Origin of the sequence: Bacillus sp. PSXD-155 (assembly GCF_049310765.1) — a bacterium.
Taxonomy (GTDB): Bacteria; Bacillota; Bacilli; order Bacillales; family Bacillaceae_G; genus Bacillus_A; species Bacillus_A cereus.
Genome location: NZ_JBMOWC010000003.1, coordinates 70,431 through 96,806, shown reverse-complemented (window position 1 = coordinate 96,806; position 26,376 = coordinate 70,431). Strand labels below are relative to the sequence as shown.

The window sequence follows — 26,376 nt, the reverse complement described above, 5'->3', positions numbered from 1 at the left end:
TTAGAAACCAATATCTAAATTTAAAATTCTTTTATCTGTCGTTGTTTTAAACACGATTGTTTCATCTTTTGATACTCCATTTAACAACCTACTCGCTAGTTTTGGATCATACTTTTGAAAAAGCTGTCTACTTGCTAAATTTGATGTAGTAATCGTTGTTTTATTTGCTCCTTGCCGTCCATTAGCAACACCGTAAAGTATTTTATGAACAAAATCGCTTGCTTCTCCGTTTCTATTCATAGAACCACTTTCAGCCCCTAAATCATCAATAACTAGAAAATCGGCTTCAACCATCAAGCTAATACAGTAATCCATCGTGTACTTCGACTCTTTATTCCGAAATGAGTCTTGTATTAAACGAATTAATTTTTCTATCTCTACAAATAAACAACTTTTCATTTCCTTAAATGCGTATTCATCATTAAGAGCTTCACCATCAGAGATTGTCCAATAATGTCTTACTAGTTCATATAACATCGCATAAGCTAAATGGCTTTTTCCTACACCTTGAATCCCTGCAATATAAACATTTAGGGTTTCACCTTTTTTGATACGCTCCAAAATCGCTATAGCTTTTTTCTTATTTGCTGTAGTTTCTGGGCAATCCGTTTCATATGATTCTAGCCTTGATTCTGTAATTGACTGATTTTCGATAACACTATGTTTAAAAAGAAGATTCTTCTGTCGTTCTCTATTGATCTTCTTGTAGTAATTGTTTGCTTGCTGGAATAGGATTGAATCCTGCTGTTCCACTTTGCATCTTGGGCAATAAATCGAGCCATCATTTTTATCAATCATCATTCTTACGGGCTTTACAGTTACTTGTCCGCCTTTGCTGAATGTATGATTTTCGCAATATTCATCTGCAAATTCTAATGCTGCTATCTTTTCAAATGATTTCTGCATTTTTTGCACTTCTGTTCACCTCGTTAAAATGGCATATTCCCCTTGAAACCTGGGATATCTATGTGATTACCGTATTGTTGTTGAGATTCCTTACTTGGTTTTTCATTTAAATAACTTTCAAATTTAGTTCCAAATAATGTGATTGGTCTCAAGTATCCACACATTTCTGTGTTGCCGATCCATTGTGAAGTTTTAGTATCAATTACTTGTTGGAAATGAGATAATTCGAACCCTTCTTTCCACCTTGCTTTGATTAGATCCTGTGTTTTTTTAGATGTATGTTTATAATTGGTTTTTGCTTTTATGTTGAGATAATCAACAATTTCTTGATATGGAATAGGTTGAGTGTTGTCCTGAATGATTTCAGGACTATGTTTTTCTTTTAAATCTTTATCTAAATCTTTATCTAAATCTTTATCTATGTCCGTTACTTCTTCGTTACATGTAACGTTACAACCAAGTGTTTTTTGTTTTTTTCTTTCTCGATGTGCCGCTACGCGTTTTCTAGTGTCTTCCTTAATCTTTTCTAAACGGTCTAAATTCTGATGGTTTCCCCAATTAACAACATTGATGTAATGATTATCATCAATATCAATCATTCCGAATTTCTTAAATACACTTAATGCCATTCGAACTGTATTTAAAGGTCGATTAAAAAGTGTTGCTAGCATATCCTCCGTATATGGGATATTCTCGTTCAGAAAGATATACCCACTTGCATTTGTCTTGCCAGCTTGAGCCAACAACTTAATCCAAATTATTAACAATGTATCAGCTTCAGGCATGCTCTCTATTAAACGTATTTTTTCATCCTCAAACATTGTTGTTGAAAGTTTAATCCACTTCACTTTTACTTCAGACATATTCCTTACCTCCTTACGCAAACCGCTATATACGCTTGTCCACTTTTGATTATTCGTTGAATTTCATAATGCGGATAACCAACGCTGAAATACTTTTCAACCATTTGTTTTAATTCTTTTTTGCTTTTTGCTAAATCCCAAAATTTATTAGGTAATAGCACTTGGTATTCAATTAAACGCATGTACTATTTCCCTACTTTCCGTGATATACTTATAACAAGTGTTTTTTCTTAAAGGACCCACTGCCATGGGTCTTTTTATTTTGTTTCACATCACTCCAAGCCCATTGTTTTATTGGCTCATAAGTGATGTAAAGCAACCATGAACCACATGCGATTAACATTGCGAATATAACTAATGATGTTGTATCTTCCACGAAATCACCTCCTTATTTATCAAACGGTAATTTTGTTAAAAACCTGAAATTCTATTTTAACTAGCATTTGTTCCCACCTTTTGCGCTTCTACCCATTTAAGAAAGTCTTCCGCTTTAACGCGTTTGCTTTTTCCAATTACAATTGTTGGGAAGTCCTCTCTCTTCATAAGTGCGTATGCGGCTGATCGAGAAATATTTAAGAATTCCTGTACATCCTCCGCTTTCAGTGAAAATGGTAGTTGTTTAATTTGGTACATGTTTTTTCACTCCAATCATTTTTTTAGTTTAAATATGGATACACTATCTTATAACGTCGCCCTCAATTGTAGTCCTAAGGGCGACTTAGGTTGTAAAAAAAATCTCTCTCACTTTATTAGATCACTGATCGATACACCATAAAGTTCCGAAAGTTTTTTTAGTTTCTCTACTGATAATCCTGATTCTCCTTTTTCAACGTTATGATAAGAACGTTTGAATTTCAGACCTAAAGCCTTTGAAACGTATTCTAAAGAATAACCATTTTTTTGTCTTAGAGATTTAATTCGTTGTGTATTTAGCATTTTAAGTCACCACCTTCAACTTCTAAACTTAGTATAACCAAAAGTAGCCCTAAAGGCAACTTTTTATTTTCAAAAATTTATTTTTTATTTTTACGTTGCCATTAGGGCTACTCATTGTTACATTTAAACTAGATACTTTTTTACAAGTAGCGCGAAAGGATGTTATAGATGAATATCATAGGGGAGAGAATATTCGAGTTAAGAAAAGAACGAAAACTAACACAAGAAAAAATAGGCGAAAATATTGGTGTGAGCAAGCAAACTATTTCCAAATATGAAAAAGGGACAAAAATCCCCTCACGTGAGAACATTGAAAAATTAGCTGATTTCTTCAACGTTCCCATTGATTACTTATTCGGGAAAAGCGATAATTCCATTAAAAGTAGCAATAATATAAAAGAAATATTTGAAAGTGATGAATTGCATTGGGATGGAAGAAAGCTGTCTCCTGAGGAAATCGAAAGCGTCAAAGCGCTTTTAGAAGTAGCTATCCAAAGAATGTTAAAACAAGAAAAAAAGGATTAGCATGAGGCTAGTCCTTTTTTTGGTTCCATTTGCTGCATGACTTCACTTAATTCATTATCAGTAATGAATCCTTGTTTATGTATTTCTTTCAAAGCATGAAGAGTGTCATTTTCTGAGACTTTATCCCCTAATAAATATTTAATCATGGATTTTATTTTTTCTTCGCCGCTTATTAACAATACGAACTCCTCCATCCCAATAATTATGTGATTTTTTTAACAAACTGTGCATTTTTGTAACGTTTTTCAAAAATGCATACCCCTTAAAAAGCACTCAAGACGCTACTTAGTAGTAGCGTCTTGAAAAATAATTTATAAATTTCTAATGAGTTCCTGGATCAACCATTAGATATGTAGTTTCTACTTTACTTGAATGTGCTTGTGAAGTATCTTTGTTTTGTTCAACTACTCCTAGTAGTCCTAAAACACATATCATTGTAAGAATAACTTTTTTCAACCTACTTCACTCCCTCTTTAATTAAAAGACGTGTTACCAAATTTGAATAGAATACATTCCCATTATTAGCGAATTTTTCTAAAGCCTCTTTGAGAACCATTATATCATTTCTATCTACAAAAAATAAATAATATAATTTAAATGCGGACAAAGTTTTTCCTTGTTTTTTTAAGTCTTCAAAATAAGCTCTAGCTTTAACTCCTGAACCAAATTTAGCATCAAAGAAAGCTTTTTCCGCTTCTCCTACAAAATCCCAATCTATTTTATCTACATTTATTCCATACTCAATTCGCAAAAAAGCTAATGTGCTATGAACTGCACGATACATTTTACTATAAGTAGTAATACCTAAGCTTTTTATTAATTTTAGGCTTTCCAAAAAGTACGTTTCCGCTTGAAAAGGATTTTCAAGTATAAAAGACTCCCCTAAGCAACTCAACGCTTTAGCCTTTATAACTGAATCTTCCGGAGCGGATTTTATTATACTATTACAAATGTCCCTGCATTCTTTTGTTTTATTACTAAACAAATTAATATGAGACTTACGATCATCATGTTGCAAATCCAAATGTTTTTTTATAAATGCATTCTCTACTAATGGTAAGTTTTGATCGATTTTTTTAGAATACGGGACCATAGCCATGAAATTACTACTATCATACAGCGCAAACCCATGTAACATGTCTACTATTATTTGATAGTCTACATTTTTAGAGTATGGTAATTCATCTAATTTTCTTTGCAATTCTTCTCCTTCTAATTTGTTCAAATTTCTTTGATTATATAAATCATACAAATGTAGATATTTGTTTATTTTCCCTTTTTTATCGCTGCTAATATGTTTTTTAATTAATTTTTTCATTAATTGATACTCACCGACTGTTTGGCAGTAAGACAGTGCCTTTTTTATGTTTAAATCACTCTGGCAAAGTAATATAAATTCTCTAATTTTCTTTCTACGTTCCTTCCAATTTGGATACAAGTCGGGAGCAATTAATAAGAATGACTCCAACTTCATTTCTTTAATTTTCCCATTTAAAATCCTATTAAGATTAGTTCTATCAATCTCTGCTTTTTTAGCTAATGTACCAACATCCAACTTAAGATAATTGATATGCTCCTGTAAGTTCTTGATAAAGCTCTTCATTCTAAAATTCCCTCCCAAATCAGAACCCAAAACATATCCCTTTTTTCTCAATAGGAAAATGAATCATAATTTTCTTTACACTTATGAAGTATGCTATACTATGTACTGACTCATGGAAACTTTCCCTATCTAGGCTAGGGTTAAATGTTATAGCTGTGTGGCCTCACATCTATAACACCGTGGGTCTTTTTTTATTCCTTCTTTCGCTAAATTCAGTTTATCATAAGATTTAGAATGTTCGTTCTGATTATGGTCAAATCATGTTGAGAAAGTTTTTTTCAAAAATTCTATTTTTCATTAAGAATATTTTACCACCAAAAGAACGTTTGTTCTATATGTTTTTTGTTCGGATGTCAATTTACGTGACATTTACTATTATAAGGACAAATTTCGTGACATGTATAGTCTAAAAATTCTCATGTATTTATACTAAAACTATGAATACATTTGGAGAAAATTTAAAAAAGTTTAGATCAAGTCGTTCCCTTACTCAATCAGAGTTCGGTGAAAAGGTGCAGTTAAGTCGTAGTCAAGTTGGCAATTTAGAAATTAACTATAATCAACCTGACCTCGACACTCTCGATCGCATTGCAACATATTTAGGTGTTTCTGTTGATGCGTTAATGGGTAGAACGAGCACACCACATGAAAAGAACATAGCAAATGCCCTCGATGAAATTCAAACGGTTTTCGCAGGCCTGGATGAATCTCAACGAGAGCAATTCTGTAAACAACTCGTTTTATATGCAAAGTTCCTTAAAACTCATAACGAGCTGTTATGAGTCGATTGTAGTAGAAAACATTTCCAATCGCAACGGTAAAAATTAACAAATTTTTATCAACAAAAAAAGAGAGCACTTAGCTCTCTTTTTTTATATTCCTGTGCCTGGATCTTTTATGTATCCTCCACCTGCCCCAGGATCATACATACCCATTCCGCCACCTGGATCTTTCCAATCCCCTCCACACGGATTTGGGTCATACTTCAATTGACTTCCACCTAAACCGCCTGGATCAAAGTTATCTATTTTCATTTTCTTAAACCTCCCGGTTCTTTTCGCCATCCACCACCTGGATCAGTTGTATATCCCCCGCCTGGTCCTGGATCGAAAATCCCCACTCCTGTCCCCGGATCGTATAACTTCCATCCTGTACCAGGTTTCTGTGATTCTTTAGAGTGTAATAACATAATTACCATCCTCCTGGATCAGTATTATTTTTTAAACCTCCACCACCTGGCTCATTCATTCTATGTCCACCTGGTTCTATTTTTAATCCTGCGCCCCCATTACCTGGATCAAGTACTAATGGACTTCCACCTGTTCCTCCTGGATCAGAAATTACCTTTGAACCTCCTGGGTCTTTTATATAACATTTCATAATCTCGTTCTCCCCTTTCTTTTATATACCTGTCCCCGGACCAGAAATTGATTTCCATCCTGTTCCTGGGTCTTCGTTGTATTTCCAACCACCACCGCCTGGGTCGTTATGCCAACCTACACCAGGATCAGCTACTCTGTGACCACCAGGGTCCTTTGTGAATTCCTCCATATTTTCCCCTCCTTTATTTAATATACAAATATTGTAGCTCACTTCTTTTATATCTGTAAATTAAAGCAAACAGAGCTAATATTAAATAGCTCTGTTTAATCATTATCCTCTATGCCGTTACTAAGTTTTTTCTTTCATTCCTCTCAAAATTAAATCGATTTTTTAACAACATATTGAATGAAGTTAAAGTATTATCGACTATCTAGCTCTTGTATCATTCATCTTGTAAACCTTTACTTACAAATAAAAATAGCATTTTAACATTACGAATTGAAATGAAAATAGAATGCATAAAAATTGACATCCAAATAACTAATATAGCCCACAACCATATTGGAACAACAAATTTTAAAAGATATGGTTGAATTAAAAATTGACTACAAAAATGTAATAGTATACCAAACAATACAATAGTCAGCTGTATTGAAATAGCCCATGTGAAAAATATAATCAAAACAGAAAATTTTGAAATAGATGGATCTATTGAACTCCTAGTTTCTTTAAGGCGATTTATCATATCAGATTGCGAACTCGATATTACAGCAATACTCGCCATATTAAACCCCGCTAAAATTGATATTGCTGTAATAACTATATTATTTAGCGATTGAAAATTAGCTATAAACTCTTTCACTTTTATATCTGAAAAATAAGCTGCTGCTATTACAAATAATAGGGATATAAAAAATGCTATATAAATATCAAAAGCTTTTTCTGATTTTGTAGAAAATTTTCTATAGTTTCGAAAAGATTCAACTAAAAATTTATTAGCTTTAAAAAAAGCTTTCGTTTTGGTCATTTAATTACTCGCTCCTTTTTAATACCTCACGACCTTTAGCTATAATTGCTACCTTATCATATAAATCTTCACTGCTTGGATTATTATTTTTATCTACTTTTATTTGAGGCCTAAAAGTCTCATGAGATGTATTAATATTTATTTTCTTCTCAGCGCCTTTTTGATCACCGACTACTTTGATAGACGTAACTCCCTTTTGCCCACGAAATTTTTTAATAAAGGGGACTACCGCCTGCAATCCTTCTTTCACACGTCTCGCTTTAAACTCCAGTGAAACATGTGTAGCTTCTAATTCTCCCATTTCTCCTTGCATTTCTCTTATAAATTCATTTTCATCAGATTCTGTTTTGGAAGTTATTTCAATAAGAGTAGACTTAACTGTGTCTAACTTCTTTAAATCTTCAATAAAATCTAAACTAAGAAGTGTACAAATATTAAAGCTAAAGTACTTAGAACTTCCAATTACATCTTTTCCAAGCTTCTCCAGATAACTTTGAAGTTTCGCCCTTGTCAGCTTTCCGTCATACTGTAACAGCATAAAACCATCTTTTTTTCGAATTACAAAATGGACCAGATTTTCTTCTCCCTCTCTAAGTTTCTTCGGATTTAATCTGCTTTGTAATGTATCTGCATGAATCAAGTCTGCAACTTTTCCATAATCAGCACATTTAAAGTTTCCATATATATTATGTTCATCTTCCTTAACTTCATTTAATATCATAAACCACTCATCTGAAACAGCATATTTCTTCTTAGATGCTTCAATATGATTTATATTAGTCAATAACTTATACATAAACTTATGATTCCATGTATTCTTAATCTCATCAGCTCTTTGATTGTCTGATTTCTTTATATACTGTATATCTATTTGATATGCAGAAAAACCCACTTTTTTACTTGTCTTTTTCGCCAAAATTCTCACTCCCACATTATATATGTACTATTCTCTAAAGTATTAATAAGTGCCTTATCTCCTTGATGAATTTTAACGCATTAAATTAAATAGATTTATATTTCTCCTCCCTTTCAACACAATATTCCATATATTTCATTATACATATTTATTTTTTATTTGATGGAATTTTTTTATTTTTCAACACTTTGTTCAGCGTTTATCTACGTAATTTGCCTTTTACAAAAATTAGATTTACATGCTATCATTTCTTATACCACTTATCACATATCACAACTTGTATCTAGAAAATGATTATGACGAGGTGAAAATCATGGCATACTTTCGTAAACGTGGTGAGAAGTGGTCTTTTACTATGGATGTTGGCAAAGACCCGCTCACAGGTAAACGGAAACAAATCACTAAAGGTGGTTTTAAAACAAAGAAAGCTGCTCAAGAAGAAGTGGCTAGAGTGACAAATGATTTAGCAAATGGAGATTATGAGAATAGTGATATTCGCTTTTCTCAGCTCGTAGAAATCTGGATGCAAGAAAAAGAAGCATCATGTAGACCATCAACATTGTATCAATACAAACGCATTCTACGCTCACGTGTTATGCCTGAATTTGGCGAGAAGAGGTTATCAGATATAAAACCTCTAACTGTTCATAATTTTCATCAGAAGCTACTTAAAGAGGGTCTAACTACGAAATACATTTCATCTGTTGATGTTATGTTAAAACAAATCCTTGATAAAGGTGTAGAGCTAGAAATGATTAACTCTAATCCAGCTAAGAAAGCAAAACGACCAAAAGTTAAAAAGAAAGCGCAAGCTAGTTGGACAATTGAAGAAGCAATGAAATTTATGGAGTATGCAAAAATACAAGGAAGTTACTATATTACATTTGTTTTAGCATTGCATACAGGCATGCGTATCGGAGAAGTATTGGCTCTAAAGTGGAATGATATTAATTTCGAAAACAAGACTATCCATGTTCAAAGAACGTTAACACTTGTGGATGGTAAGTATGAATTAGGCGAGACAAAAACCGAAGCATCTAATCGGATGATCCCAATGACAGAAGAATTAATGGGAGAATTGTTAGAATATCAAAATCACAAGAAGGAAAATTCTTTCGACCTATTAATTTGTACAAGAAATAAAAAAATCGTGCATCCATATACGATACGCTATCAAATGAAAGCTTTGTGCGAAGCAATTGACGTACCGTATATTAGATTCCACGATATCCGAAGAACGTTTACAACTATTTTAATCGATTCTGGAGCAAATGCAAAGGTTGTTTCGAAATTACTTGGGCATACAAATGTTTCTACAACTTTAAATATTTATACTGATGTTTATGAAGAGCGCCAAATTGAGGTAACTGAAATGCTAGGAAATGTCTTGAAAAGTGGTCGAAGTGGTCAAAAAGTGGTCGGTGATGAAACAAAAGAAGGTTAAACCCTGCGGTACAAGTGATATAATGCATTTATAGTGTAAGTTTTTTCTTTACACTATAATGAAGTCATCATAGTAAATAATATATAGAGTATCACGTTTTTCAAAAAGATGCTACATCGAAAGGAGAGATTACCATAAAAGCTGGTGGTATTGTTGTTGAATATAACCCTTTTCATAACGGTCATCTTTATCATGTGCAAGAGACAAAAAAGTTAACACAATCCGATATAATAATTGCCGTTATGAGTGGTCCTTTTTTACAGCGTGGTGAGCCCGCACTCATTTCCAAATGGTATCGCACTAAAATGGCCTTAGCAAACGGCGTAGACCTTGTTGTAGAGCTTCCATACGTCTTTGCAACACAAAAGGCTGAAACCTTCGCAAATGGTGCTATTTCCATTTTAAATGCCCTACGTGTTTCTGAAATTTGTTTCGGTAGTGAGGATGGACAAATCGAAAATTTTTATAATACCATCTCCGTACAAAAAAACGAAGAAGAGACTTTTAACTGCCTTGTAAAACAATTCATGGACGCTGGAAATAGTTATGCAAAAGCAACATCGGATGCTTTCTCACACATTTTAACATCCGAAAAAAACATAGATATGTCACAACCAAATAATATTTTAGGCTTCCAATATATGAAAGCAATTCTGTCACAAAATAGCTCTATACAAGCTCAAACTATAAAAAGATTCGCCTCTCATTATCATGATGAAACATTTAATGACCAACATATTGCAAGCGCGACAAGCATTCGGAAACAACTCTTTAGCGAAGAAGGATCATTTACAACAATTGAACCTTTTCTCCCACAGGCAACCACTTCGCTTTTAGCAAATTACAAACAAAACAACGGGATATTACATAATTGGGAACAATACTTTTCATTTTTTAAATATAAACTCATGACAATGTCTTCAGGAGACTTACGACATATATATGAAATAGAAGAAGGTTTAGAGCATCGTATTTTATCAAAAATACAAAACAGTTCCTCCTTCTATTCATTCATGGAAGCATTAAAAACAAAACGTTATACATGGACTAGACTACAAAGAGCTTGTACACACATTTTAACAAACACAACAAAAGAGGAAATACGTAGCGCAAATATAGAACAACATGCACCATATATCCGCCTGCTAGGCATGTCACAAAAAGGACAAACTTATCTTTCAAAAAACAAGAAAAAAATCGAACTTCCAATCCTTACTCATACAAAAACATTTGACCATGCTGCTTTAGATATAGAGAAAAAAGCAAACTCTGTATATTTCTCCATCATGCACGAACCGTTACGCACGCAACTATTAAAACAGGATATAACACACCATCCTATTCGCTATGATGAAACAACTACAAAATTCCTATAAAAAACCTCTCTATTTCAGAGAGGCTTTTTCCTTATCCATCTTTTCTAAATATGTTAACGCATCATTCAGCGTATCCACTGGTACAATTTTCATTTTTGTTTTAATGTCCTTTGCAGTCTCAAGTGCATCTTTATAGTTCGATTTCTCCGCTCCTTTTTCATTTGGCGCAAAGAACACCTCAGCCCCAGCATCGCTAGCAGCCACCACTTTTTGATTTATACCACCAATCGGGCCAACTTCTCCTTTTTCATTAATTGTACCTGTTCCAGCTATTTCATGTCCTTTTGTTAAGTCTTCTTCCACAAGTTGATTATATATTTCTAATGTGAACATTAAACCTGCGGATGGTCCACCAATTTCATGAGAATTAATTTTCACTTTCGGATCGACCACTAATTCTCTTTCCGTAACGATAGAAACACCTATACCGACACGTCCATTCCCATTAGGAATCGTCTTTACATTTAAATTTTCTTTCAATTGTTTTCCATTTCTCATGTACTCAATACTTACAGCATCGCTTTCTTTTTTCCCAGTCATATATTCAATAAATTGCTCCGTCTTTTCAAATGTTTTTCCATCAACAGCTATAATAACATCACCAAGCTTAAGCTTTCCTTCTGACGGCATTCCTTTTGCCACACCAGCAACTAATACACCTTTATTTTCAAAAGAAACGGAGCGATTTGCACGTTTATATGCATTATAAATTGCTGCATTTTGTGAATCTTTCATCGCATAATTTTGGCGAAATTGATATTCTTCATTACTCTCACCTTTTTGCAATATTTCTTCCGCTTTTGAAATATGTGTATATTTATTAAACTGTGCCGCTATTAAATTCACCACATTTGCTGGTCCCATTGAAACCGTAACAAGCATAAAATCACCAGATTCTTTCGTTCCACCCTCAACTTGAACGTAAGGCTCTAATTTGGCAGCCATTCCTGGTTTTGTTACATAATACGGTAAACGCACGTAAACAAGTAACATCGCCAATATAACCCCTATTAAGATTGCATATATAAACCGAAAACGCTTAAACATTATGTTTCTCCTTCCACTGCTCAATTAATAAATAAATATTTGAAACATGTTTTTCCGCTTCTACTTCTCCAACTCGAATAATGTCTTCAATGTTTGTAAAAGCACGTGAACTAAATTGCTCTACAGCTGGTCGCATCATTAAATCCGATGCAATTTGCCGATTCATTACAAGCTCATGCTGCATAATTTCTATGCTTTGCATGATTACATCATAAATGGACGTAACATCGCCATTCACCTTAATTGGAGACACATCCACAGCGATAACAATATCGGCCCCTAATTCTTTCACAACCGATACTGGGATGCGATCAATAACCCCACCATCCACTAATAATCGTCCATCTATTTTTTCTGGTACAAACACTCCAGGAACAGATATGCTAGCCCTCACCGCATCTGCCACTGGTCCACTTGTAAAAACCACTTTTTCCCCCTTCAATATGTCAGTAGCCACAACAGCCGTCGGGATATCTAACTCTTCTAAATTTTTATTATATGTAAACATTTTAATCATATCTTTGACACGTTTTCCAGCAATAAATCCCATTTTCGGTACCGTGAAATCTAAATAATACTTCCGCTTGAAAACAGATGCCAATTTATACAATCTTTCAACGTTACTACTTGCCGCATAAAACGTACCTATTAGCGCCCCCATACTACTTCCTGCAATCATATGAATAGGAATACCAGCTTCCCTTAAAACCTTTATTACACCAATATGAGCAAACCCTTTCGCTCCTCCAGACCCAAGTGCTAAACCAATCTTTGGTTCTTTCATTTTTCTCACCCTTTAATTTTTTTCATTCCTTTTTCATACTTATGGTCTAAATTCACTACGTATCCACGTATACTGAAATGAACGTTTTTTGGGACAAAGGGGGATTTACTTACATGTATGAAAAATGGAAAACCGCTTTCCTTACCATATCAACGCTTTTTTTAACCTTTTCTCTTGTACTCCACCCCCAAGCCGCTTTACAAGCTTCTATTCGCGGGTTAAATATATGGTGGGAAGTTGTATTCCCTTCACTACTACCGTTTTTCATCATTGCGGAACTTCTAATTAGTATCGGTGTTGTAAAATTTATTGGCGTTATATTAGAACCACTCATGCGCCCACTTTTTCGCGTTCCAGGGATAGGTGGATTCGTTTGGGCAATGGGAATGGCTTCAGGTTTCCCTGCAGGCGCCAAACTAAGCGCTAGACTACGAAAAAGCAACCTTTTAACTCAGATTGAAGCGGAGCGCCTCGTTTCTTTCACAAATTCTTCTAATCCACTTTTTATTTTCGGTGCTGTGTCTATCGGTTTTTTTAATAATCCGAAATTAGGGATTATATTAGCGGCTGCCCATTATTTAAGTAACTTTGCTGTCGGATTAATTATGCGTTTTTACGGCCATAATACCGCTTACAAAAATAATACACACACTACAAAAAAACGCCGCTTTCAAAACCCTTTTTTAATTCTTCACGAGACACGCTTACAAGAAAAAAGACCAATCGGTAAATTACTTGGGGATGCTATCGTTTCTTCTATTCAAACATTACTTATGATTGGCGGATTTATTATTTTATTCTCTGTGTTAAATAAAATGATTACTGTATTCCACATTACAGCAGCTCTTTCTTTTATTATGCAACATATTTTATCATTCTTCCAACTAAGTACAGATTTTAGTATACCTATATTATCAGGTGTTTTCGAAATGACACTCGGAAGCCAAATGATTAGTCAAATAAATGAAACACCCCTCTTACAACAAGCTATGGTAACAAGCTTCATTTTAGCATTTAGCGGTCTTTCTATTCAGGCACAAGTTGCTAGCATATTAGCTGAAACAGACATCCGATTTAAACCCTATTTTTTCGCACGAATTATTCAAAGTATTCTTGCCCCTATTTTTACATTTATATTTTGGACACCATTTTATGAGAAAGTAAGTTCTTTCTCACCTATGCAAAAAGATATTCCTGTATTTTTATCCAAGCATCCTTCTATACTACATGAAATTTGGACATCTTTTATACATTACGGACCAATTTTCACATTATTTTGTCTATATTTATATGTTATTTTATTATTTTTTCGCACGTATAAAGAAAAACCCCGTTCACTTTAACGGGGTTTGAAACTTTTCTTTTAAAGCACGCTCTACAATAGGAGGCACAAGATCTACTACACTGCCTCCATACCTCGCAACTTCTTTCACAATACTCGAGCTTAAAAATGAATATTGGTTGTTTGTCATAATAAAAAATGTTTCAATATTTTCATCTAATTTTCGATTCATAGAAGTAATTTGCATCTCATATTCAAAATCAGAAACTGCTCGTAAACCACGTAATATTGCATTTGCATTACGCATTTTTGCATACTCTACTAACAGCCCACTATGCGAATCTACTTTTACATTCGGGATATCCTTTGTCGCTTCTCGAATTAGTTCTAATCGCTCTTCAACTGAAAAGAATGGTTTTTTAGATGAATTGTTTAAAACGACTACGTACACCTCATCAAATACTTTTGCTCCCCTTTTAATAATATCCAGATGCCCAAGGGTAATTGGATCAAAACTTCCTGAAGAAATAGCTATACTTGTCATTCTGTCCCCTCACCTTCATACTTATAAATCGATATTGCAGTAATCCCATAATTCTCAGCTCGTACTTTTACAAGCTTTCCTATTGAATCAGGTAAAACCACATCATTACCATGCTCTGCCATAATTAATCCATCACTATGTAGCAATCCATGTTGATCCATTACACTAATTAAAGATACAATTTTTTGCTCTTTATATGGTGGGTCTATTAATATAAGATCGAATGACATTTCACGTTTTATAAGCGCCTTTACTGCACGTTCCGCATCATTTCGATATACTTCAGCTTGTTCCTGTATTCTACAACTTTCTAAATTTTGATGAATTACTTTTATCGCTTTACTATCCCTATCAACAAAAATCGCTTTATCGATCCCTCTGCTCAAAGCCTCAATTCCAAGGCCACCACTACCACCAAATAAATCAAGGGCGATACCACCATCAAAATAAGGACCTATCATATTAAAAATAGATTCTTTTACTTTATCTGTCGTTGGACGTGTTGTATTACCAGGAACCGCTTTAAGTGGGTGTCCTTTACATTTTCCTGAAACTACTCTCATCTGTTGTCACTACCTTTATTTCAATCTATCGAGCGATTATAGAAAGCCATTCCCACTTCGGTAACCGTTAACAAATTACATTCACCAAAATATTAGAAAACTCAGCATCAAATAACCACTCATTATTTTTATGTATTCATCTCATCATTCACTAATATGAATCCAATATGTATATTAGTTCCACTTTATCTTTTTTATCCTATCACAAAATAAAAAAAAGAAAAATAAAAAGCCTGACATAAAATTTAATTTCATTATGTATATCTTCATTTAGATTGGACATAAATAATTATAACAACATCACCTTCGATGTTGTTGCCAACCGCGGAGAAGACTTACGTTTCCCCATAAGTTCTTCCTCCGGTTTCTCCTCTCCCTTTGCCTTCTTACTAGTACATGCTAGTATAAGAAGGGCCCTGCTATGCAGGGTTTTTTTTCTTTGTGTGCTTTTCATTTAAAAAGTGAAATGGTACAGTAAAAGAAAGAGGAGGAAAAAATATGATTCAACGCTTTATAGAACTCGGAGAAGGCTACTCTGATTTATATGAATTACTTGAAATTGCCAAAACAAATCAAGAACGTATAGCACATATGTTACAATTTGAAACGATAAAAAACGATAAAAAAGTGTGTTCGCTTGTTGTAATATTAAAACCAACTACTACTGGTGATTTCCAACCATTATACATATGTCGTGAAGGCATTCCTGTATTTGAAAATAAAAAAAGTAAACGTGTCATTTTATTTGAAGAAACGGCAGAGCAACTCGGAAAAAAAGTGGCTACTTTTACTGTAAAGCCATCTACAACTTTCCCAGAAAAAGAACTATTTTTTAATCATTTAATTGGTATTTTACGAATGAACAATTTCATTCCTCCGATGAAATAACACTTTATTTCAATTAAAAAATCCCCCGCTAAATTTAGCAGGGGATTTTTTCTATTAGCTATAATCGTATTCTTTTGCTCGATCAGGACGGGAATTTTCAAATTCCGTTTTTAAATACGGGCGATACGACTGTTCTATCTTTTTCACAAAAGGAAGTTTGTTCAATTTATGCATCATATGCTCAATTTGTTCCATGTCACAATATACTACAGCATATTTTAATCGTTTTGATATGTAATGTATGTTACCATATTTCCTTAAAATCTTGGCATGTTTCAATGAATGTAAATAAACAATCATACTTTGTCGTTGCCCGAACATAATCTTCTCCATCTTCTCCTTTTAAAAACATATATTTTATATTCTATGAAAACCAATCAGAAATTTATAACATTACAGGACAAACTCTGTATACGTTTCCTTCCAACTTCTAAAAAACGGGGTACATCACCCCGTTTTTTTACAACCACAACCTCCGCCAGTACCACAACCTCCACCACAGCCACCAGCATCAAAGAATGGATTCCCTGTTGGCACTTTAATGGAAGAAGACACTTCCGAACCGATTGCTACACTAACTTCATCTAATAACTTCTGCAAAGCAGTTTCTGCTCTTTTAAAAGCTGCAACCTTATCATGTAAGTCCACAGAACGCTTTAATTCTCTCATTTTCATCGATACGGTAGTGTAGTCAGGATGGTATTTTCCAAAACGCTGTACTTCCTCATACCGTTCTTTCATCGCTGTAAATTGCTGAATTAACGTCTGAAGTTCCATATCTTCATGTAATTCTCTATAATACTTACGATAATCTTCTGCTATATCTGAACAGATAATCGCTTTTGCAAGCTGCTCTGCCTTATCTAATATTAATACGCTTTCTAGCGTCGCTACAATCATGAGAGACACCTCCGAGTATCCATCATACCACATTTAGATTAGAACTACTAATTGAAGTGACTTACTCAAAAGAAAGATATAATGAAACTATTTTCACACTATATCCGTACACACTTATACATTAATATGTTCCGCTATATTATATTTAAGAACATCCCATTTCCCACTATTTTGTTTCACATAACTAATACACGCATTTTTTAATGGTGTCTTAAATGTAATTTCATCTGGTTCAATGGCATGTAAAATTGCTTTTATCGCGTGTGAGTGAGCAACAATAATAATACGTTTGCCAAAATGAGTTGTTGCAACATCTTCTAAAGCAGCAAAGCAACGAGCTACAATCTCTTCATCTTGCTCCATACCTTCTACTTTACCCTCAGCAATCAACTCTCTAACAGTCGCAACTGGCTTCCCTGAAGCTTCTCCAAAATTCCGTTCAACAAATCGATCATCTAATAAAATCGATTGTAATCCAGCCGCCTTTGCGATTTCATTAGCCGTTTCTTGCGCTCTAATTAACGGGCTACTTATAATGATATCCCACGTTTCTTCTTGTAAAGCAGCTGCACTTTGACTCGCTTGCTTCTTACCAACTTCATTAAGCGGAATATCTTCTCGCCCCTGAATAATTTCTTGAAAATTCCAATCAGTTTGTCCATGTCGTACTAAACAAATTTCCGTCATGCTGCAACTCCTTTTTAAATAATCAATCTCTATTGTAACAAAAGTTCTGCATGACGGACATATTTTTCACTTGTAATTAGGTTGCATTTTGTTGCTTCATATACTGAAACATATCAATCATGATCGAAGCAACAGCCAATTGATTTTGAAATTTTTCCACTTTATCTGGTATTGTTTTTTTGAAATGTTGCATCGCCGCTAACTCAAAAGCCTCTTTTTCTTCAGGATTTCGTGTTAATTTTCTATACCAGTACGGTTGCTCTCTAATATAGCGAGATAAATCCTCATCAGCCTTTATAAACTCCATAATTTCTGCTCTCATCATCTTTCCCCCTAATCCTTTTGAAAGAAAAACGGGTTATTTTCTGAAGTACTTTGTTCTTGCTGCGTACGGTTACCTTGAAATTGCTGAATAACTTGTTGCACGCTCCCAATAGCACTCGTCACATTAGCTAAATGGTTCTGCATTTGTTCCACGTCCAACTTTTTAAAAAAAGAAAGCATTTGCCCCATCACATCAGCAGTTTTTTCCTCTTCAGTTCGATTATCTTTTTCTTTTTTATTTTCTTTTACCGAAGAAAACGCAGGCGCTCCATCCGGTCTATAAGTTGCCCATATTGGATCTTCTTCACCAAGTAAGTACCATTCTTCATAAAATTGTTGCCAAGTTTTGTGACCACTTCTAACCTCATGAACCATTTTAGGGTGATGGTTTACAAATTCTTTAAACTGTTGAACCGATGGATGTAACGGCCCTTTTGTTGTTGGCATAATCCTCACCTCTCCATGTATATCTACTATATAGTAAGAAAAAAAAGGCGCATGGTTCGCCTATTTTTAGACGATTCATGCACCTTTTTTTCTGCTATTTGCATACGGTCAGATTCCCACCTACAATTCAGTGAATACGAAGTAACTAATTAGGTGATGTAACACCCCATTGCTTACAGTTTCGCTTTATTTTCGAATAAAGTTTTGTGTATAAAATTTATCGTATACACCAACACCTAATCCTGTAAATTGTTCATTTAATAAATTCTTTCTATGCCCCTCACTATTTAACCAACCTTGCACTGCCGCAATTCCATCACTATGTTGCGCCGCTATGTTCTCACCAGCAAGTTGAAATCCTACTTTCCCGCGCTGCAAACGATCTCCTAGCGTACCTAATGTAGGTGAGTCATGAGAAAAATAATTATTGTCTTTCATATCTTTACTGTGACCAACAGCAACATCTGCCGTTTCCTGATCCCATGTTAATAATGGTAATTTATGACGACTTCGAATGATATTTGTTAAATCAAAAATTTGTTGCATATTCCCATTTTCTACTTGTTTTATCTTTTCTGGAGTCAATGGTTGTTCTGCTATTAATTCACCTGAATAAACGAGCTGATACGGTCTTTGGCGTAATAAAGTTTCATCATCCATATAACGAACACCCACAAGCTCATGTGTAAATTGATCAAAATACAATTGCGCCCATCCATCTTCTACAGGTATTAACGGCTGTTCCATGACTTCGGTATCAGATAGTTCAAATTGATAACTATTTTTCCCTCTTTTTAATGAAATTTCATGCGAAAGCGGACTTTTTTTATATACTTCTTCATATTTTTCATTTATATAATAAGGTGGAACCTTAACTTGTTCACCAGCAGCGTACGCCGTTATAACTTTACGTTCAGAAACTCCGAATTGAACATACTGAGTTAAATCCTGATTGTATACCCACCATTCATATCCGTATGCAGATGGCTCTATTCGAGAGGGTTCTCCCCACTTCGCTAATAAATTTTCAGAGTCTTCACCAATCATATTTAAAACAGTGTCTGAGGAGTCTTCCTTAATTTGCTTTTTCTTTTTCACAATTTTATTTTCTTGCTTTGATTGAGATGGGGTTAATATATATTGTGAAACGAGTAATTTCCCGTATAAATCAACAGCTAAAATTAAAATTGTAATCATTACGATACGCAATAATTTCTTCAAACGATATACCTCCTGAACAAAACATAAAATTGAGATATACACAAATCCTTTTCTTTCTTTTTGTGTGTACCGTACTCTTTTCACTATATCATATTTTTGTGAAAAAAGTCTGGATTATCCCTTTTCTCTCAATATGAATTGCACTTTCTTATTATTCATACTATTATAAAAATAATGGTGTAACATTAAAAAAGGAGGTATTATATGCAATTTACAAATACGAAATTTAATGGAGCCGTCGTTGAATTAACTCTTTTAACTGAAATCATGGAAAACAACCACTTCGTACTTGCTGGACAGTGGGATTATGAACGGGTTACATACGATTATAAATTTGAAATATTAAATGATGTTTATTATTTGCGAGTGCAAGGAGTTGCTGTTGAAGGTGACATCGGCAGTAGACACGCTGAAGTAAAACTACTCCCTCCCTTATTAGGAAAACATTATTATCCTCACGGCGTTGAATATGGCGATGATGAGACTTTCCCAACGAATGTACTTCAAAAAAGTGAACAACTCCTACAAAATGTCGAAAAAGAGTTAAAAGAACTTCAAATTATTGATTAACAAAAACAAGCGCATCAATATGATGCGCTTGTTTTATTTCCCTTCCCTAAGAATGTATCGTTTTTTTTACTGGATATCCATAAAGAGATCCATCTTTTACTTTAATCTCATCTTCCCAAGGAACCTTATATTTACCTTCAGCTAAATCTTTTACAAACGTATATGGGTTTTCTTTCACCCCACCAGGAGTTGCTACATATCCTCTTGAACCTAGATTATATATATTATTTTCTAATCCCCATCCTAATCTAGCCTGATCTGCTAGTTCTGGATATACTTCAGCAGTAACAATCTCCCAAGGATTTCGATGCCCCTGTACTAAAGTAGTCCCATCAAAATTACATACTTGTCCTTCACCAAAGTAATAAAATACACCATCATAACCCGCTAAGTTTACCGACAATGTATACATTAAATTCTGCCATGCATTTGAACGATTGGTTAGCATCCATTGTTCACTAACTTGTGTGCTATACCCAGAAATACGAATCAAGACATTTGCACCTTTATAGGCCGCTTCACGAGCTACTTCAGGGAACATGCCATCATGACAAATACAAACAGCTAATTTACTTCCTCCAGGTCCATCACAAACAGGCAAGCCTAAATCTCCAGCTTTCCAAGGCTCGACTGGCACCCAAGGATTTAGCTTACGATACTTCAAAATCATTTCACCTTGTGGATCAATAATAACTGCTGTATTATATGGCTCTCCACCATCAGGGTTTTTTTCCATTATTGAAAAAACACCATATACTTCAGATTCCTTACATGCCTCAGCAAATAAGTCTGTTTCTGGCCCAGGCACTGTACATAAAAATTCTTCTGTAGTCCATTTTTTTGTATTGAGCCCTTGTGTACTATATTCAGGAAATACTATCAATTCTAATCCAGGGTAACCTGATTTGGTCGAATGAATTGTTTTTATGATTTGTTGAATTTGTTTATCAATGTCTGCACGTGACTCTACTACTGGTACTGGATATTGAATTAGCGCTGTCAAAAAACCACTAATCGGCTTTACCATACTTCCACTACTACCCATTTAAATTCCCCCTTAAAATAGTTCGTATTTATTAAAGATAACAATATATATTTGTAACTCTCTAAAAAACTTGCACTACATATGGAATTATTGCGTATGAAAGCTAGTAGTAAATTTTATATCCACTTTTAGTACACGCCTACACTAACTTAACATAAATAATTAGAAAATTCAATCTTTTATAAAAAGCTAAAACTAAAAAAGAAAAAGCATATGGAAGCCCATACACTTTTTTTTACTTAGTTTGTAAATACGGCGGCAATTGCTGTAACTGCTCCTTATCCTTTTCACGTTCTCTACGTGCCCATCTAAAGAATACATAGCCTATAATTGTACCGTACACTATTTCCTGGACAATTTTCATTATGATACCACCAGTTTGCTGGTCTTGTACTACTGGCATCCAGTGCAAAAATTCCGGTCCCGTTATATTTAAATCTGATAAAGTGCCCGCTGGTACACATAGTTCCATCGCTTTCATCCAAGCAGCCGGATCCGTATACGTTGCAAATAACGGGGCTGTCGCAAAAATTATTAACGCACAAGCTGGCGTTAATAATATACCATTAGCAAACATGTAACCAAGTTTCTTTATATCACTTAACGTTTGATATTCTGGTAATGGATTTAACATCGGCCACCACATCATGATTGCTGTAAAAAATAATATAGCGAGACAAATAGGATGAGCAATTTGACTTTGTTTTACCGTATCAAAAACAACTGGTAAATGATAAAAAGAAAACAGGCCGTTAAATACAAACAACGCAATAAGTGGTTTAGCAAATACCTTTAATATAATTTGAACGAACTTAAAAGAAGTAATGTAACGATATAACCAAGTTGGTATACCAAGCAACAGTAACGGTGGAACTGCAATATACATGACTGCCATTTCAAACATATGAGCACTAAATATAATATGGCCAATTAAATCAATAGGCCCTCCCTTTACAAAATACAAAAGAACAATACCAGTCGTAAAATAAAAAATTTGCTTCTTACTTACCTTCGTCGCATTTTCAAATCGCATTCTATAAGATCCAATAATTAAGAAGTACCCAATAAGAATCGAAAGCATAAATAATAAAAAAATTGGACTCCATAAAGCCTGAAAACCAAATATCCACAAGTTACTCATTTTCACACCTACCTTCGTAAGGTTATCCCATAATATGAAGAGGGAGCTGTGACAACACAAGCTCCCTTATATTTCACTTTTCAAATCCACACAATTGTCATAAAAGCTAAAATTGTAATTAACCCTATTAGCAGGCCAGAGTAAAGAAAGAAACTTGCTGCTTCATGTCCTTTATGGCTCATATGCATAAAATAATACAATTGAAAAATTACTTGTACCACTGCTAATAGTAAAATAAATGGCACAGAGAAAGTCGGACTAAAAGTTTTTGGATACGCCACTGCTACAAATGCAACTAATGTTAAAAAAATCATTAATGCAAACGTAATAACTTGATGCTTCATTTCCTCCGCACTTTTTCTCTTCCGATAAACAAGATCAACTTTAGGATTATTCGTTTGCTTTATCGCCATTGTTTATCCCACCATTCCCATTAAATATACTACAGTGAAAATAAACACCCAAACTACGTCAATAAAGTGCCAATAAATCGATGCAACATAAAACTTCGGTGCATTGTATAAATTTAAACCTCTCTTCGCATTTCTAAAGATTAATGTTAAAATCCAACACAACCCAAACAATACGTGGAGTCCATGTGTACCAACAAGAGCATAAAATGCAGAGCCAAACGCACTACTTCTCATAGTATGCTTAAATTCATGTGTATAATGGTAAAACTCATATATCTCAAACCCTAAAAATCCTAAACCTAGCAATACAGTTACTAGTAACCAAAGTTGCATTTTCTTAAAGTTAAAGTTTTTCATGTGATACATCGCATATACACTTGTTAAGCTACTCGTTAATAAAAGCATCGTCATAATGAAAACGAGTGGCATTTGGAACATTTCTTGAGATGTTGGTCCACCATTTGTAGAATTCTTTAATGCTAAATATGTTCCGAATAAGGAAGCGAACAACACTGTTTCGCCTCCAAGAAATAACCAAAAACCGACAAACTTATTTTTCCCTTCAAGGGTTGCTTTTTCAGGCTCTGCTGGAAATGTTTCATTCGTTAATTTTTCATCTACATGCATTATGCCTTGCCCCCCTTATCATCTAAATCTTCCTTATGAATATGGTATCCATGATCATCGATTACTGAACGTAGGAACATTGCGCCAAATGTAATGATTAAACCAATAATTGCTACTAATAACCAGAACTTATCTTTTCCGCCCTGCATATACATTGCACCAAATGCCGCTATAAACAATCCGAAAGAAATGACAAATGGTGAAAACGAAGGATTTGGCATATGAATATCACCAACTGGTTCCGCTGCTGTCATCTCTTTATTACCTTCACGTTTTTCAATCCAAAACGGATCTAATCCGCGAACAAATGGTAGTTGTTTAAAGTTATATTCTGGTGTCGGTGCTGGCATCGTCCATTCTAATGTACGTGCATCCCACGGATCACGACCAGCTTTTTCTTTTGATACTGTCGTTTTAATTACATTGAATAGAAGAACAATCGTCCCAAGGGCCATAAACACCGCTCCGATAGAACTAATCATATTCCCCATTTCCAACCCTTGCCCTTCAAGATATGTGTAGTAACGGCGTGGCATACCAATCAAGCCAAGGAAATGCTGAATAAAGAACGTTAAATGGAAACCGATAAAGAATAGCCAAAACGTTATCTTTCCTAATGTTTCATTTAATACTTTATTAAACATCAGTGGCCAATAATAATGAGCTCCTGCAAGTAGACCAAATACAACACCGCCAACGATTACATAATGAAAATGTGCTACTACGAAATAGTTATCATGAAATTGATAATCAGCTGGTGCAGATGCTAGCATAACCCCTGTAACTCCACCCATGACGAATGATGGAATGAAAGCTACTGCCCACATCATCGGTGTCGTAAAACGAATATTTCCGCCCCACATTGTAAAGAGCCAGTTGAATATTTTGATACCAGTCGGAACCGCAATCGCCATTGTTGCAACTGAGAAAATAGCATTAGCAACTGGACCAAGTCCAACAGTAAACATATGATGCGCCCATACCATAAATCCTAAAAATCCAATTAATACAGTCGCAAACACCATCGATGAATAACCAAACAATCGTTTTTTCGAAAATGTCGCGAAGATTTCTGAGAATATTCCGAAAGCTGGGAGTATAAGAATGTATACTTCTGGATGACCGAAAATCCAGAATAAATGCTCCCATATAATTGTATTCCCACCCAATGCTGGATTAAAGAAACTTGTTCCAAATAAACGATCTAACATTAAAAGTCCTAATCCTACAGTTAACGGTGGAAAAGCGAATAATATAAGCGAAGATGTTACAAATGTCGTCCATGTAAACATCGGCATACGCATATACGTCATTCCTGGCGCACGCATATTAATAATGGTGACAAGGAAGTTAATCCCTCCAATTAATGTACCAATACCTGAGATTTGCAAACCGAGTACATAGAAATCAACACCATGACCTTTAGAGGCTAAAGCTAAAGATGCATAAGATGTCCATCCTGCATCAGGTGCTCCACCTAAAAACCAACTTAAATTTAAAAATACTCCACCAAAGAAAAATAACCAAAATCCGAGTGAATTCAAAAACGGGAACGCTACATCACGTGCACCAATTTGAAGTGGTACAGCGGCGTTCATAAATGCAAACACGAGTGGCATAGCTGCGAGGAAAATCATTGTTGTACCGTGCATCGTTAATACTTGATTATAAGCATCCCCAACAAGAAAAGCGTTGTTAGGAATCGCTAATTGAAGGCGAATAAATAGAGCTTCTATTCCGCCTATTACAAAAAACAATCCACCTGCAATTAAATAGAGAATGGCAATCTTTTTATGGTCTACTGTCGTTAAATAATCCCATATGACAGCACCCATCCCCTGTTTTTTTGCTACAGAACTCACGTTTTCAACCTCCCCTTCGCGAATAATCCCTCTTTACTTTTCAACTTTTAACGTTTGTAAGTATGCATTTAATGCATCAATTTGATCATCCGTTAAGTTGCCATATTTGCCAGTCATTTTGTTTCCTGGCTTCATATTTTCAGGATCTTTCAGCCATTTTTTTAAGTTTTCTTCATTGTTTTCGGCAATACCGGCAACCATATCGCGATCCGCAAAGTTTGCTAAGTTTGGTGCGATACGAGCGGAAGGTGGTCTACTATCATTAGATCCAACTGCGTGACAACCAATACAGCTTTTATTAAATATTTCTTGGCCCTCTTGCGCCTTTGTTGAAGCTACTTCTTTCTTCCCATCAATCTTCTTCATATCAGCAAGCCAATTTTTGTACTCGCTTTCATCTAAAGCTTTCACTTTAAATTGCATTAAAGAATGTGATGGGCCGCAAAATTCTGTACAAAAACCATTATAAGTGCCCGATTTATCTGCCTTTAACCACATTTTGTTCACATTGTCTGTATTTGTATCCATTTTCCCAGCTAAAGATGGAACCCAAAATGAGTGTTTAATATCGGCACCCTTCAAATTTAAATACACTTTCTTACCTGTGGGGATGACTAAATCTTGCGAAGTTACTATCTTTTCTGATTTATAAGAAAATTCCCACCAATAAAGATTCGCTGTTACATCAACAACGATAGTATCTTTATCAATATTCTTTTTCTCCATCGCACTTACATCAGCAAGTTTGAATGTATATGTAACCGTTGGAACAGCTAAGATTAGTAAAAGAATAATCGGAATAACTGTCCATATAATTTCTAGCTTGTGATTTCCTTCAACTTGCTCTGGAATATAATCTTCCTGACCTTTCTTTTGTCGGAAACGCACAATTACATACAAGAAAATAATAGTAACTACTAGTACTACTCCTACCATAATTGCACTTGCCAGTAGAAGTAAATCATATTGCATTTTTGCTACTTCTCCTTGCGGAATTAAAGTAGATTGAAAGGCTTTACCGCATCCCCCTAACAGTAAAGCCAGCAGTGAAACGAACGAAAGCAGTCGCCACTGTTTCTTCATACAAACAACCCCCACTTTCCTTGTGAATT

The 26,376-nt window shown here is 34.7% G+C and carries 38 protein-coding genes; 7 read left to right on the top strand and 31 right to left on the bottom strand.

What is annotated here, in order from left to right:
- The 6 genes from ACO6VI_RS03285 to ACO6VI_RS03260 form a co-directional block, all read right to left on the bottom strand.
- Entirely contained in the window at window positions 1-915 is a 915-nt protein-coding gene (locus ACO6VI_RS03285; protein ID WP_042595748.1) for an AAA family ATPase, read from the bottom strand.
- A gap of 14 nt (window positions 916-929) precedes the next feature.
- Window positions 930-1,769, bottom strand: coding sequence for a phage replisome organizer N-terminal domain-containing protein (locus ACO6VI_RS03280; RefSeq protein WP_098771445.1), 840 nt, complete (start codon window positions 1,767-1,769; stop codon window positions 930-932).
- A 5-nt stretch (window positions 1,770-1,774) separates the two neighbouring features.
- Entirely contained in the window at window positions 1,775-1,951 is a 177-nt protein-coding gene (locus ACO6VI_RS03275; protein ID WP_170962332.1) for a hypothetical protein, read from the bottom strand.
- A gap of 29 nt (window positions 1,952-1,980) precedes the next feature.
- Window positions 1,981-2,145, bottom strand: a complete 165-nt coding sequence (locus tag ACO6VI_RS03270) for a hypothetical protein (protein ID WP_098995651.1) — start codon at window positions 2,143-2,145, stop codon at window positions 1,981-1,983.
- Between the two features lie 56 nt (window positions 2,146-2,201).
- Window positions 2,202-2,402 (bottom strand): helix-turn-helix domain-containing protein, encoded by a 201-nt coding sequence (locus ACO6VI_RS03265; protein WP_098875086.1) that lies wholly within the window; start codon window positions 2,400-2,402, stop codon window positions 2,202-2,204.
- A 108-nt stretch (window positions 2,403-2,510) separates the two neighbouring features.
- On the bottom strand, window positions 2,511-2,705 hold the full coding sequence (locus ACO6VI_RS03260; protein WP_000935436.1) for a helix-turn-helix domain-containing protein: 195 nt from the start codon (window positions 2,703-2,705) through the stop codon (window positions 2,511-2,513).
- A gap of 168 nt (window positions 2,706-2,873) precedes the next feature.
- Between ACO6VI_RS03260 and ACO6VI_RS03255 the strand changes: the two genes are divergently transcribed.
- Window positions 2,874-3,230, top strand: a complete 357-nt coding sequence (locus tag ACO6VI_RS03255) for a helix-turn-helix domain-containing protein (protein ID WP_001021266.1) — start codon at window positions 2,874-2,876, stop codon at window positions 3,228-3,230.
- On the opposite strand, the gene ACO6VI_RS03250 is transcribed toward ACO6VI_RS03255, so the two are convergent.
- From ACO6VI_RS03250 to ACO6VI_RS03240, 3 genes are all read right to left on the bottom strand, one after another.
- Complete coding sequence (locus ACO6VI_RS03250) at window positions 3,227-3,409, bottom strand: hypothetical protein (protein ID WP_000908628.1); 183 nt, start codon at window positions 3,407-3,409, stop codon at window positions 3,227-3,229. The two genes, ACO6VI_RS03255 and ACO6VI_RS03250, sit on opposite strands and share 4 nt — an antisense overlap.
- 142 nt (window positions 3,410-3,551) lie before the next feature.
- Entirely contained in the window at window positions 3,552-3,686 is a 135-nt protein-coding gene (locus ACO6VI_RS03245) for a hypothetical protein (RefSeq protein WP_000755859.1), read from the bottom strand.
- Window position 3,687: 1 nt separating this feature from the next.
- Window positions 3,688-4,833 (bottom strand): AimR family lysis-lysogeny pheromone receptor, encoded by a 1,146-nt coding sequence (locus ACO6VI_RS03240; RefSeq protein ID WP_098582751.1) that lies wholly within the window; start codon window positions 4,831-4,833, stop codon window positions 3,688-3,690.
- Window positions 4,834-5,270: 437 nt separating this feature from the next.
- Here ACO6VI_RS03240 and ACO6VI_RS03235 point away from each other — a divergent pair, with 437 nt between their 5' ends.
- Window positions 5,271-5,615, top strand: coding sequence for a helix-turn-helix domain-containing protein (locus tag ACO6VI_RS03235; RefSeq protein WP_044821771.1), 345 nt, complete (start codon window positions 5,271-5,273; stop codon window positions 5,613-5,615).
- 90 nt (window positions 5,616-5,705) lie between these two features.
- On the opposite strand, the gene ACO6VI_RS03230 is transcribed toward ACO6VI_RS03235, so the two are convergent.
- From ACO6VI_RS03230 to ACO6VI_RS03205, 6 genes are all read right to left on the bottom strand, one after another.
- Entirely contained in the window at window positions 5,706-5,867 is a 162-nt protein-coding gene (locus ACO6VI_RS03230) for a hypothetical protein (RefSeq protein ID WP_170965391.1), read from the bottom strand.
- Entirely contained in the window at window positions 5,864-6,022 is a 159-nt protein-coding gene (locus ACO6VI_RS03225) for a hypothetical protein (protein WP_080448604.1), read from the bottom strand. The genes ACO6VI_RS03230 and ACO6VI_RS03225 overlap by 4 nt, the downstream gene beginning before the upstream one ends.
- 2 nt (window positions 6,023-6,024) lie before the next feature.
- A complete protein-coding gene (locus ACO6VI_RS03220; RefSeq protein ID WP_422422984.1) occupies window positions 6,025-6,213 on the bottom strand; it encodes a hypothetical protein in 189 nt (62 codons plus the stop codon).
- Between the two features lie 21 nt (window positions 6,214-6,234).
- Complete coding sequence (locus tag ACO6VI_RS03215; RefSeq protein WP_422422983.1) at window positions 6,235-6,384, bottom strand: hypothetical protein; 150 nt, start codon at window positions 6,382-6,384, stop codon at window positions 6,235-6,237.
- Window positions 6,385-6,598: 214 nt separating this feature from the next.
- A complete protein-coding gene (locus tag ACO6VI_RS03210) occupies window positions 6,599-7,183 on the bottom strand; it encodes a hypothetical protein (RefSeq protein ID WP_098294267.1) in 585 nt (194 codons plus the stop codon).
- 4 nt (window positions 7,184-7,187) lie between these two features.
- Complete coding sequence (locus ACO6VI_RS03205) at window positions 7,188-8,099, bottom strand: hypothetical protein (RefSeq protein ID WP_422422982.1); 912 nt, start codon at window positions 8,097-8,099, stop codon at window positions 7,188-7,190.
- Between the two features lie 313 nt (window positions 8,100-8,412).
- On the opposite strand from ACO6VI_RS03205, the gene ACO6VI_RS03200 reads away from it, so the two are divergent.
- Complete coding sequence (locus ACO6VI_RS03200) at window positions 8,413-9,543, top strand: tyrosine-type recombinase/integrase (RefSeq protein WP_422422981.1); 1,131 nt, start codon at window positions 8,413-8,415, stop codon at window positions 9,541-9,543.
- Between the two features lie 194 nt (window positions 9,544-9,737).
- Complete coding sequence (locus ACO6VI_RS03195) at window positions 9,738-10,919, top strand: nucleotidyltransferase (RefSeq protein ID WP_237655377.1); 1,182 nt, start codon at window positions 9,738-9,740, stop codon at window positions 10,917-10,919.
- Window positions 10,920-10,928: 9 nt separating this feature from the next.
- Here the strand turns inward: ACO6VI_RS03195 and ACO6VI_RS03190 are convergent, their stop codons facing one another.
- Both ACO6VI_RS03190 and ACO6VI_RS03185 read right to left on the bottom strand, forming a co-directional pair.
- A complete protein-coding gene (locus tag ACO6VI_RS03190; protein WP_071729775.1) occupies window positions 10,929-11,966 on the bottom strand; it encodes a SepM family pheromone-processing serine protease in 1,038 nt (345 codons plus the stop codon).
- Window positions 11,959-12,750 (bottom strand): patatin-like phospholipase family protein, encoded by a 792-nt coding sequence (locus ACO6VI_RS03185; protein WP_000662590.1) that lies wholly within the window; start codon window positions 12,748-12,750, stop codon window positions 11,959-11,961. The genes ACO6VI_RS03190 and ACO6VI_RS03185 overlap by 8 nt, the downstream gene beginning before the upstream one ends.
- 113 nt (window positions 12,751-12,863) lie before the next feature.
- Here ACO6VI_RS03185 and ylbJ point away from each other — a divergent pair, with 113 nt between their 5' ends.
- Window positions 12,864-14,093, top strand: coding sequence for a sporulation integral membrane protein YlbJ (gene ylbJ / locus ACO6VI_RS03180; RefSeq protein WP_000273089.1), 1,230 nt, complete (start codon window positions 12,864-12,866; stop codon window positions 14,091-14,093).
- Here the strand turns inward: ylbJ and coaD are convergent.
- Window positions 14,085-14,576, bottom strand: a complete 492-nt coding sequence (coaD, locus tag ACO6VI_RS03175) for a pantetheine-phosphate adenylyltransferase (RefSeq protein WP_000200601.1) — start codon at window positions 14,574-14,576, stop codon at window positions 14,085-14,087. The two genes, ylbJ and coaD, sit on opposite strands and share 9 nt — an antisense overlap.
- Window positions 14,573-15,139 carry a 16S rRNA (guanine(966)-N(2))-methyltransferase RsmD gene (gene rsmD / locus ACO6VI_RS03170; protein WP_001266976.1) on the bottom strand — a complete coding sequence of 189 codons (567 nt, stop codon included), beginning with the start codon at window positions 15,137-15,139 and terminating at the stop codon, window positions 14,573-14,575. The genes coaD and rsmD overlap by 4 nt, the downstream gene beginning before the upstream one ends.
- 498 nt (window positions 15,140-15,637) lie before the next feature.
- On the opposite strand from rsmD, the gene ACO6VI_RS03165 reads away from it, so the two are divergent.
- Entirely contained in the window at window positions 15,638-16,027 is a 390-nt protein-coding gene (locus ACO6VI_RS03165; protein ID WP_000616017.1) for a DUF7147 family protein, read from the top strand.
- A 54-nt stretch (window positions 16,028-16,081) separates the two neighbouring features.
- Here the strand turns inward: ACO6VI_RS03165 and ACO6VI_RS03160 are convergent, their stop codons facing one another.
- The 6 genes from ACO6VI_RS03160 to ACO6VI_RS03135 form a co-directional block, all read right to left on the bottom strand.
- Window positions 16,082-16,348, bottom strand: coding sequence for a YlbG family protein (locus ACO6VI_RS03160; protein ID WP_002082261.1), 267 nt, complete (start codon window positions 16,346-16,348; stop codon window positions 16,082-16,084).
- 126 nt (window positions 16,349-16,474) lie between these two features.
- Entirely contained in the window at window positions 16,475-16,927 is a 453-nt protein-coding gene (locus tag ACO6VI_RS03155) for a YlbF family regulator (RefSeq protein ID WP_000634366.1), read from the bottom strand.
- A 114-nt stretch (window positions 16,928-17,041) separates the two neighbouring features.
- The gene (locus ACO6VI_RS03150; protein ID WP_000134944.1) at window positions 17,042-17,614 is read right to left on the bottom strand and encodes a histidine phosphatase family protein; all 573 of its coding nucleotides are present in this window, start codon (window positions 17,612-17,614) and stop codon (window positions 17,042-17,044) included.
- Between the two features lie 76 nt (window positions 17,615-17,690).
- Window positions 17,691-17,936: a YlbE-like family protein gene (locus ACO6VI_RS03145; protein ID WP_001200990.1), complete on the bottom strand. Its 246-nt coding sequence runs from the start codon at window positions 17,934-17,936 to the stop codon at window positions 17,691-17,693.
- An 11-nt stretch (window positions 17,937-17,947) separates the two neighbouring features.
- The gene (locus ACO6VI_RS03140; protein WP_001143346.1) at window positions 17,948-18,385 is read right to left on the bottom strand and encodes a YlbD family protein; all 438 of its coding nucleotides are present in this window, start codon (window positions 18,383-18,385) and stop codon (window positions 17,948-17,950) included.
- A 186-nt stretch (window positions 18,386-18,571) separates the two neighbouring features.
- Entirely contained in the window at window positions 18,572-19,606 is a 1,035-nt protein-coding gene (locus ACO6VI_RS03135) for a CAP domain-containing protein (protein WP_000735387.1), read from the bottom strand.
- A gap of 204 nt (window positions 19,607-19,810) precedes the next feature.
- On the opposite strand from ACO6VI_RS03135, the gene ACO6VI_RS03130 reads away from it, so the two are divergent.
- Window positions 19,811-20,176: a YugN family protein gene (locus ACO6VI_RS03130; RefSeq protein WP_001160949.1), complete on the top strand. Its 366-nt coding sequence runs from the start codon at window positions 19,811-19,813 to the stop codon at window positions 20,174-20,176.
- Window positions 20,177-20,222: 46 nt separating this feature from the next.
- Here ACO6VI_RS03130 and ACO6VI_RS03125 read toward each other — a convergent pair whose 3' ends face one another.
- From ACO6VI_RS03125 to coxB, 6 genes are all read right to left on the bottom strand, one after another.
- Window positions 20,223-21,221, bottom strand: a complete 999-nt coding sequence (locus tag ACO6VI_RS03125) for a formamidase (protein WP_098355623.1) — start codon at window positions 21,219-21,221, stop codon at window positions 20,223-20,225.
- 235 nt (window positions 21,222-21,456) lie between these two features.
- Window positions 21,457-22,362, bottom strand: a complete 906-nt coding sequence (ctaG, locus tag ACO6VI_RS03120) for a cytochrome c oxidase assembly factor CtaG (RefSeq protein WP_098564182.1) — start codon at window positions 22,360-22,362, stop codon at window positions 21,457-21,459.
- A gap of 80 nt (window positions 22,363-22,442) precedes the next feature.
- Window positions 22,443-22,775, bottom strand: coding sequence for a cytochrome c oxidase subunit IVB (gene ctaF, locus ACO6VI_RS03115; RefSeq protein WP_000985703.1), 333 nt, complete (start codon window positions 22,773-22,775; stop codon window positions 22,443-22,445).
- A gap of 3 nt (window positions 22,776-22,778) precedes the next feature.
- A complete protein-coding gene (ctaE, locus tag ACO6VI_RS03110; protein ID WP_000557861.1) occupies window positions 22,779-23,402 on the bottom strand; it encodes a cytochrome c oxidase subunit III in 624 nt (207 codons plus the stop codon).
- On the bottom strand, window positions 23,402-25,237 hold the full coding sequence (gene ctaD / locus ACO6VI_RS03105) for a cytochrome c oxidase subunit I (RefSeq protein WP_153596374.1): 1,836 nt from the start codon (window positions 25,235-25,237) through the stop codon (window positions 23,402-23,404). The genes ctaE and ctaD overlap by 1 nt, the downstream gene beginning before the upstream one ends.
- A 60-nt stretch (window positions 25,238-25,297) precedes the next feature.
- Window positions 25,298-26,347 carry a cytochrome c oxidase subunit II gene (gene coxB, locus ACO6VI_RS03100; RefSeq protein WP_000745273.1) on the bottom strand — a complete coding sequence of 350 codons (1,050 nt, stop codon included), beginning with the start codon at window positions 26,345-26,347 and terminating at the stop codon, window positions 25,298-25,300.
- Window positions 26,348-26,376 lie beyond the last annotated feature (29 nt).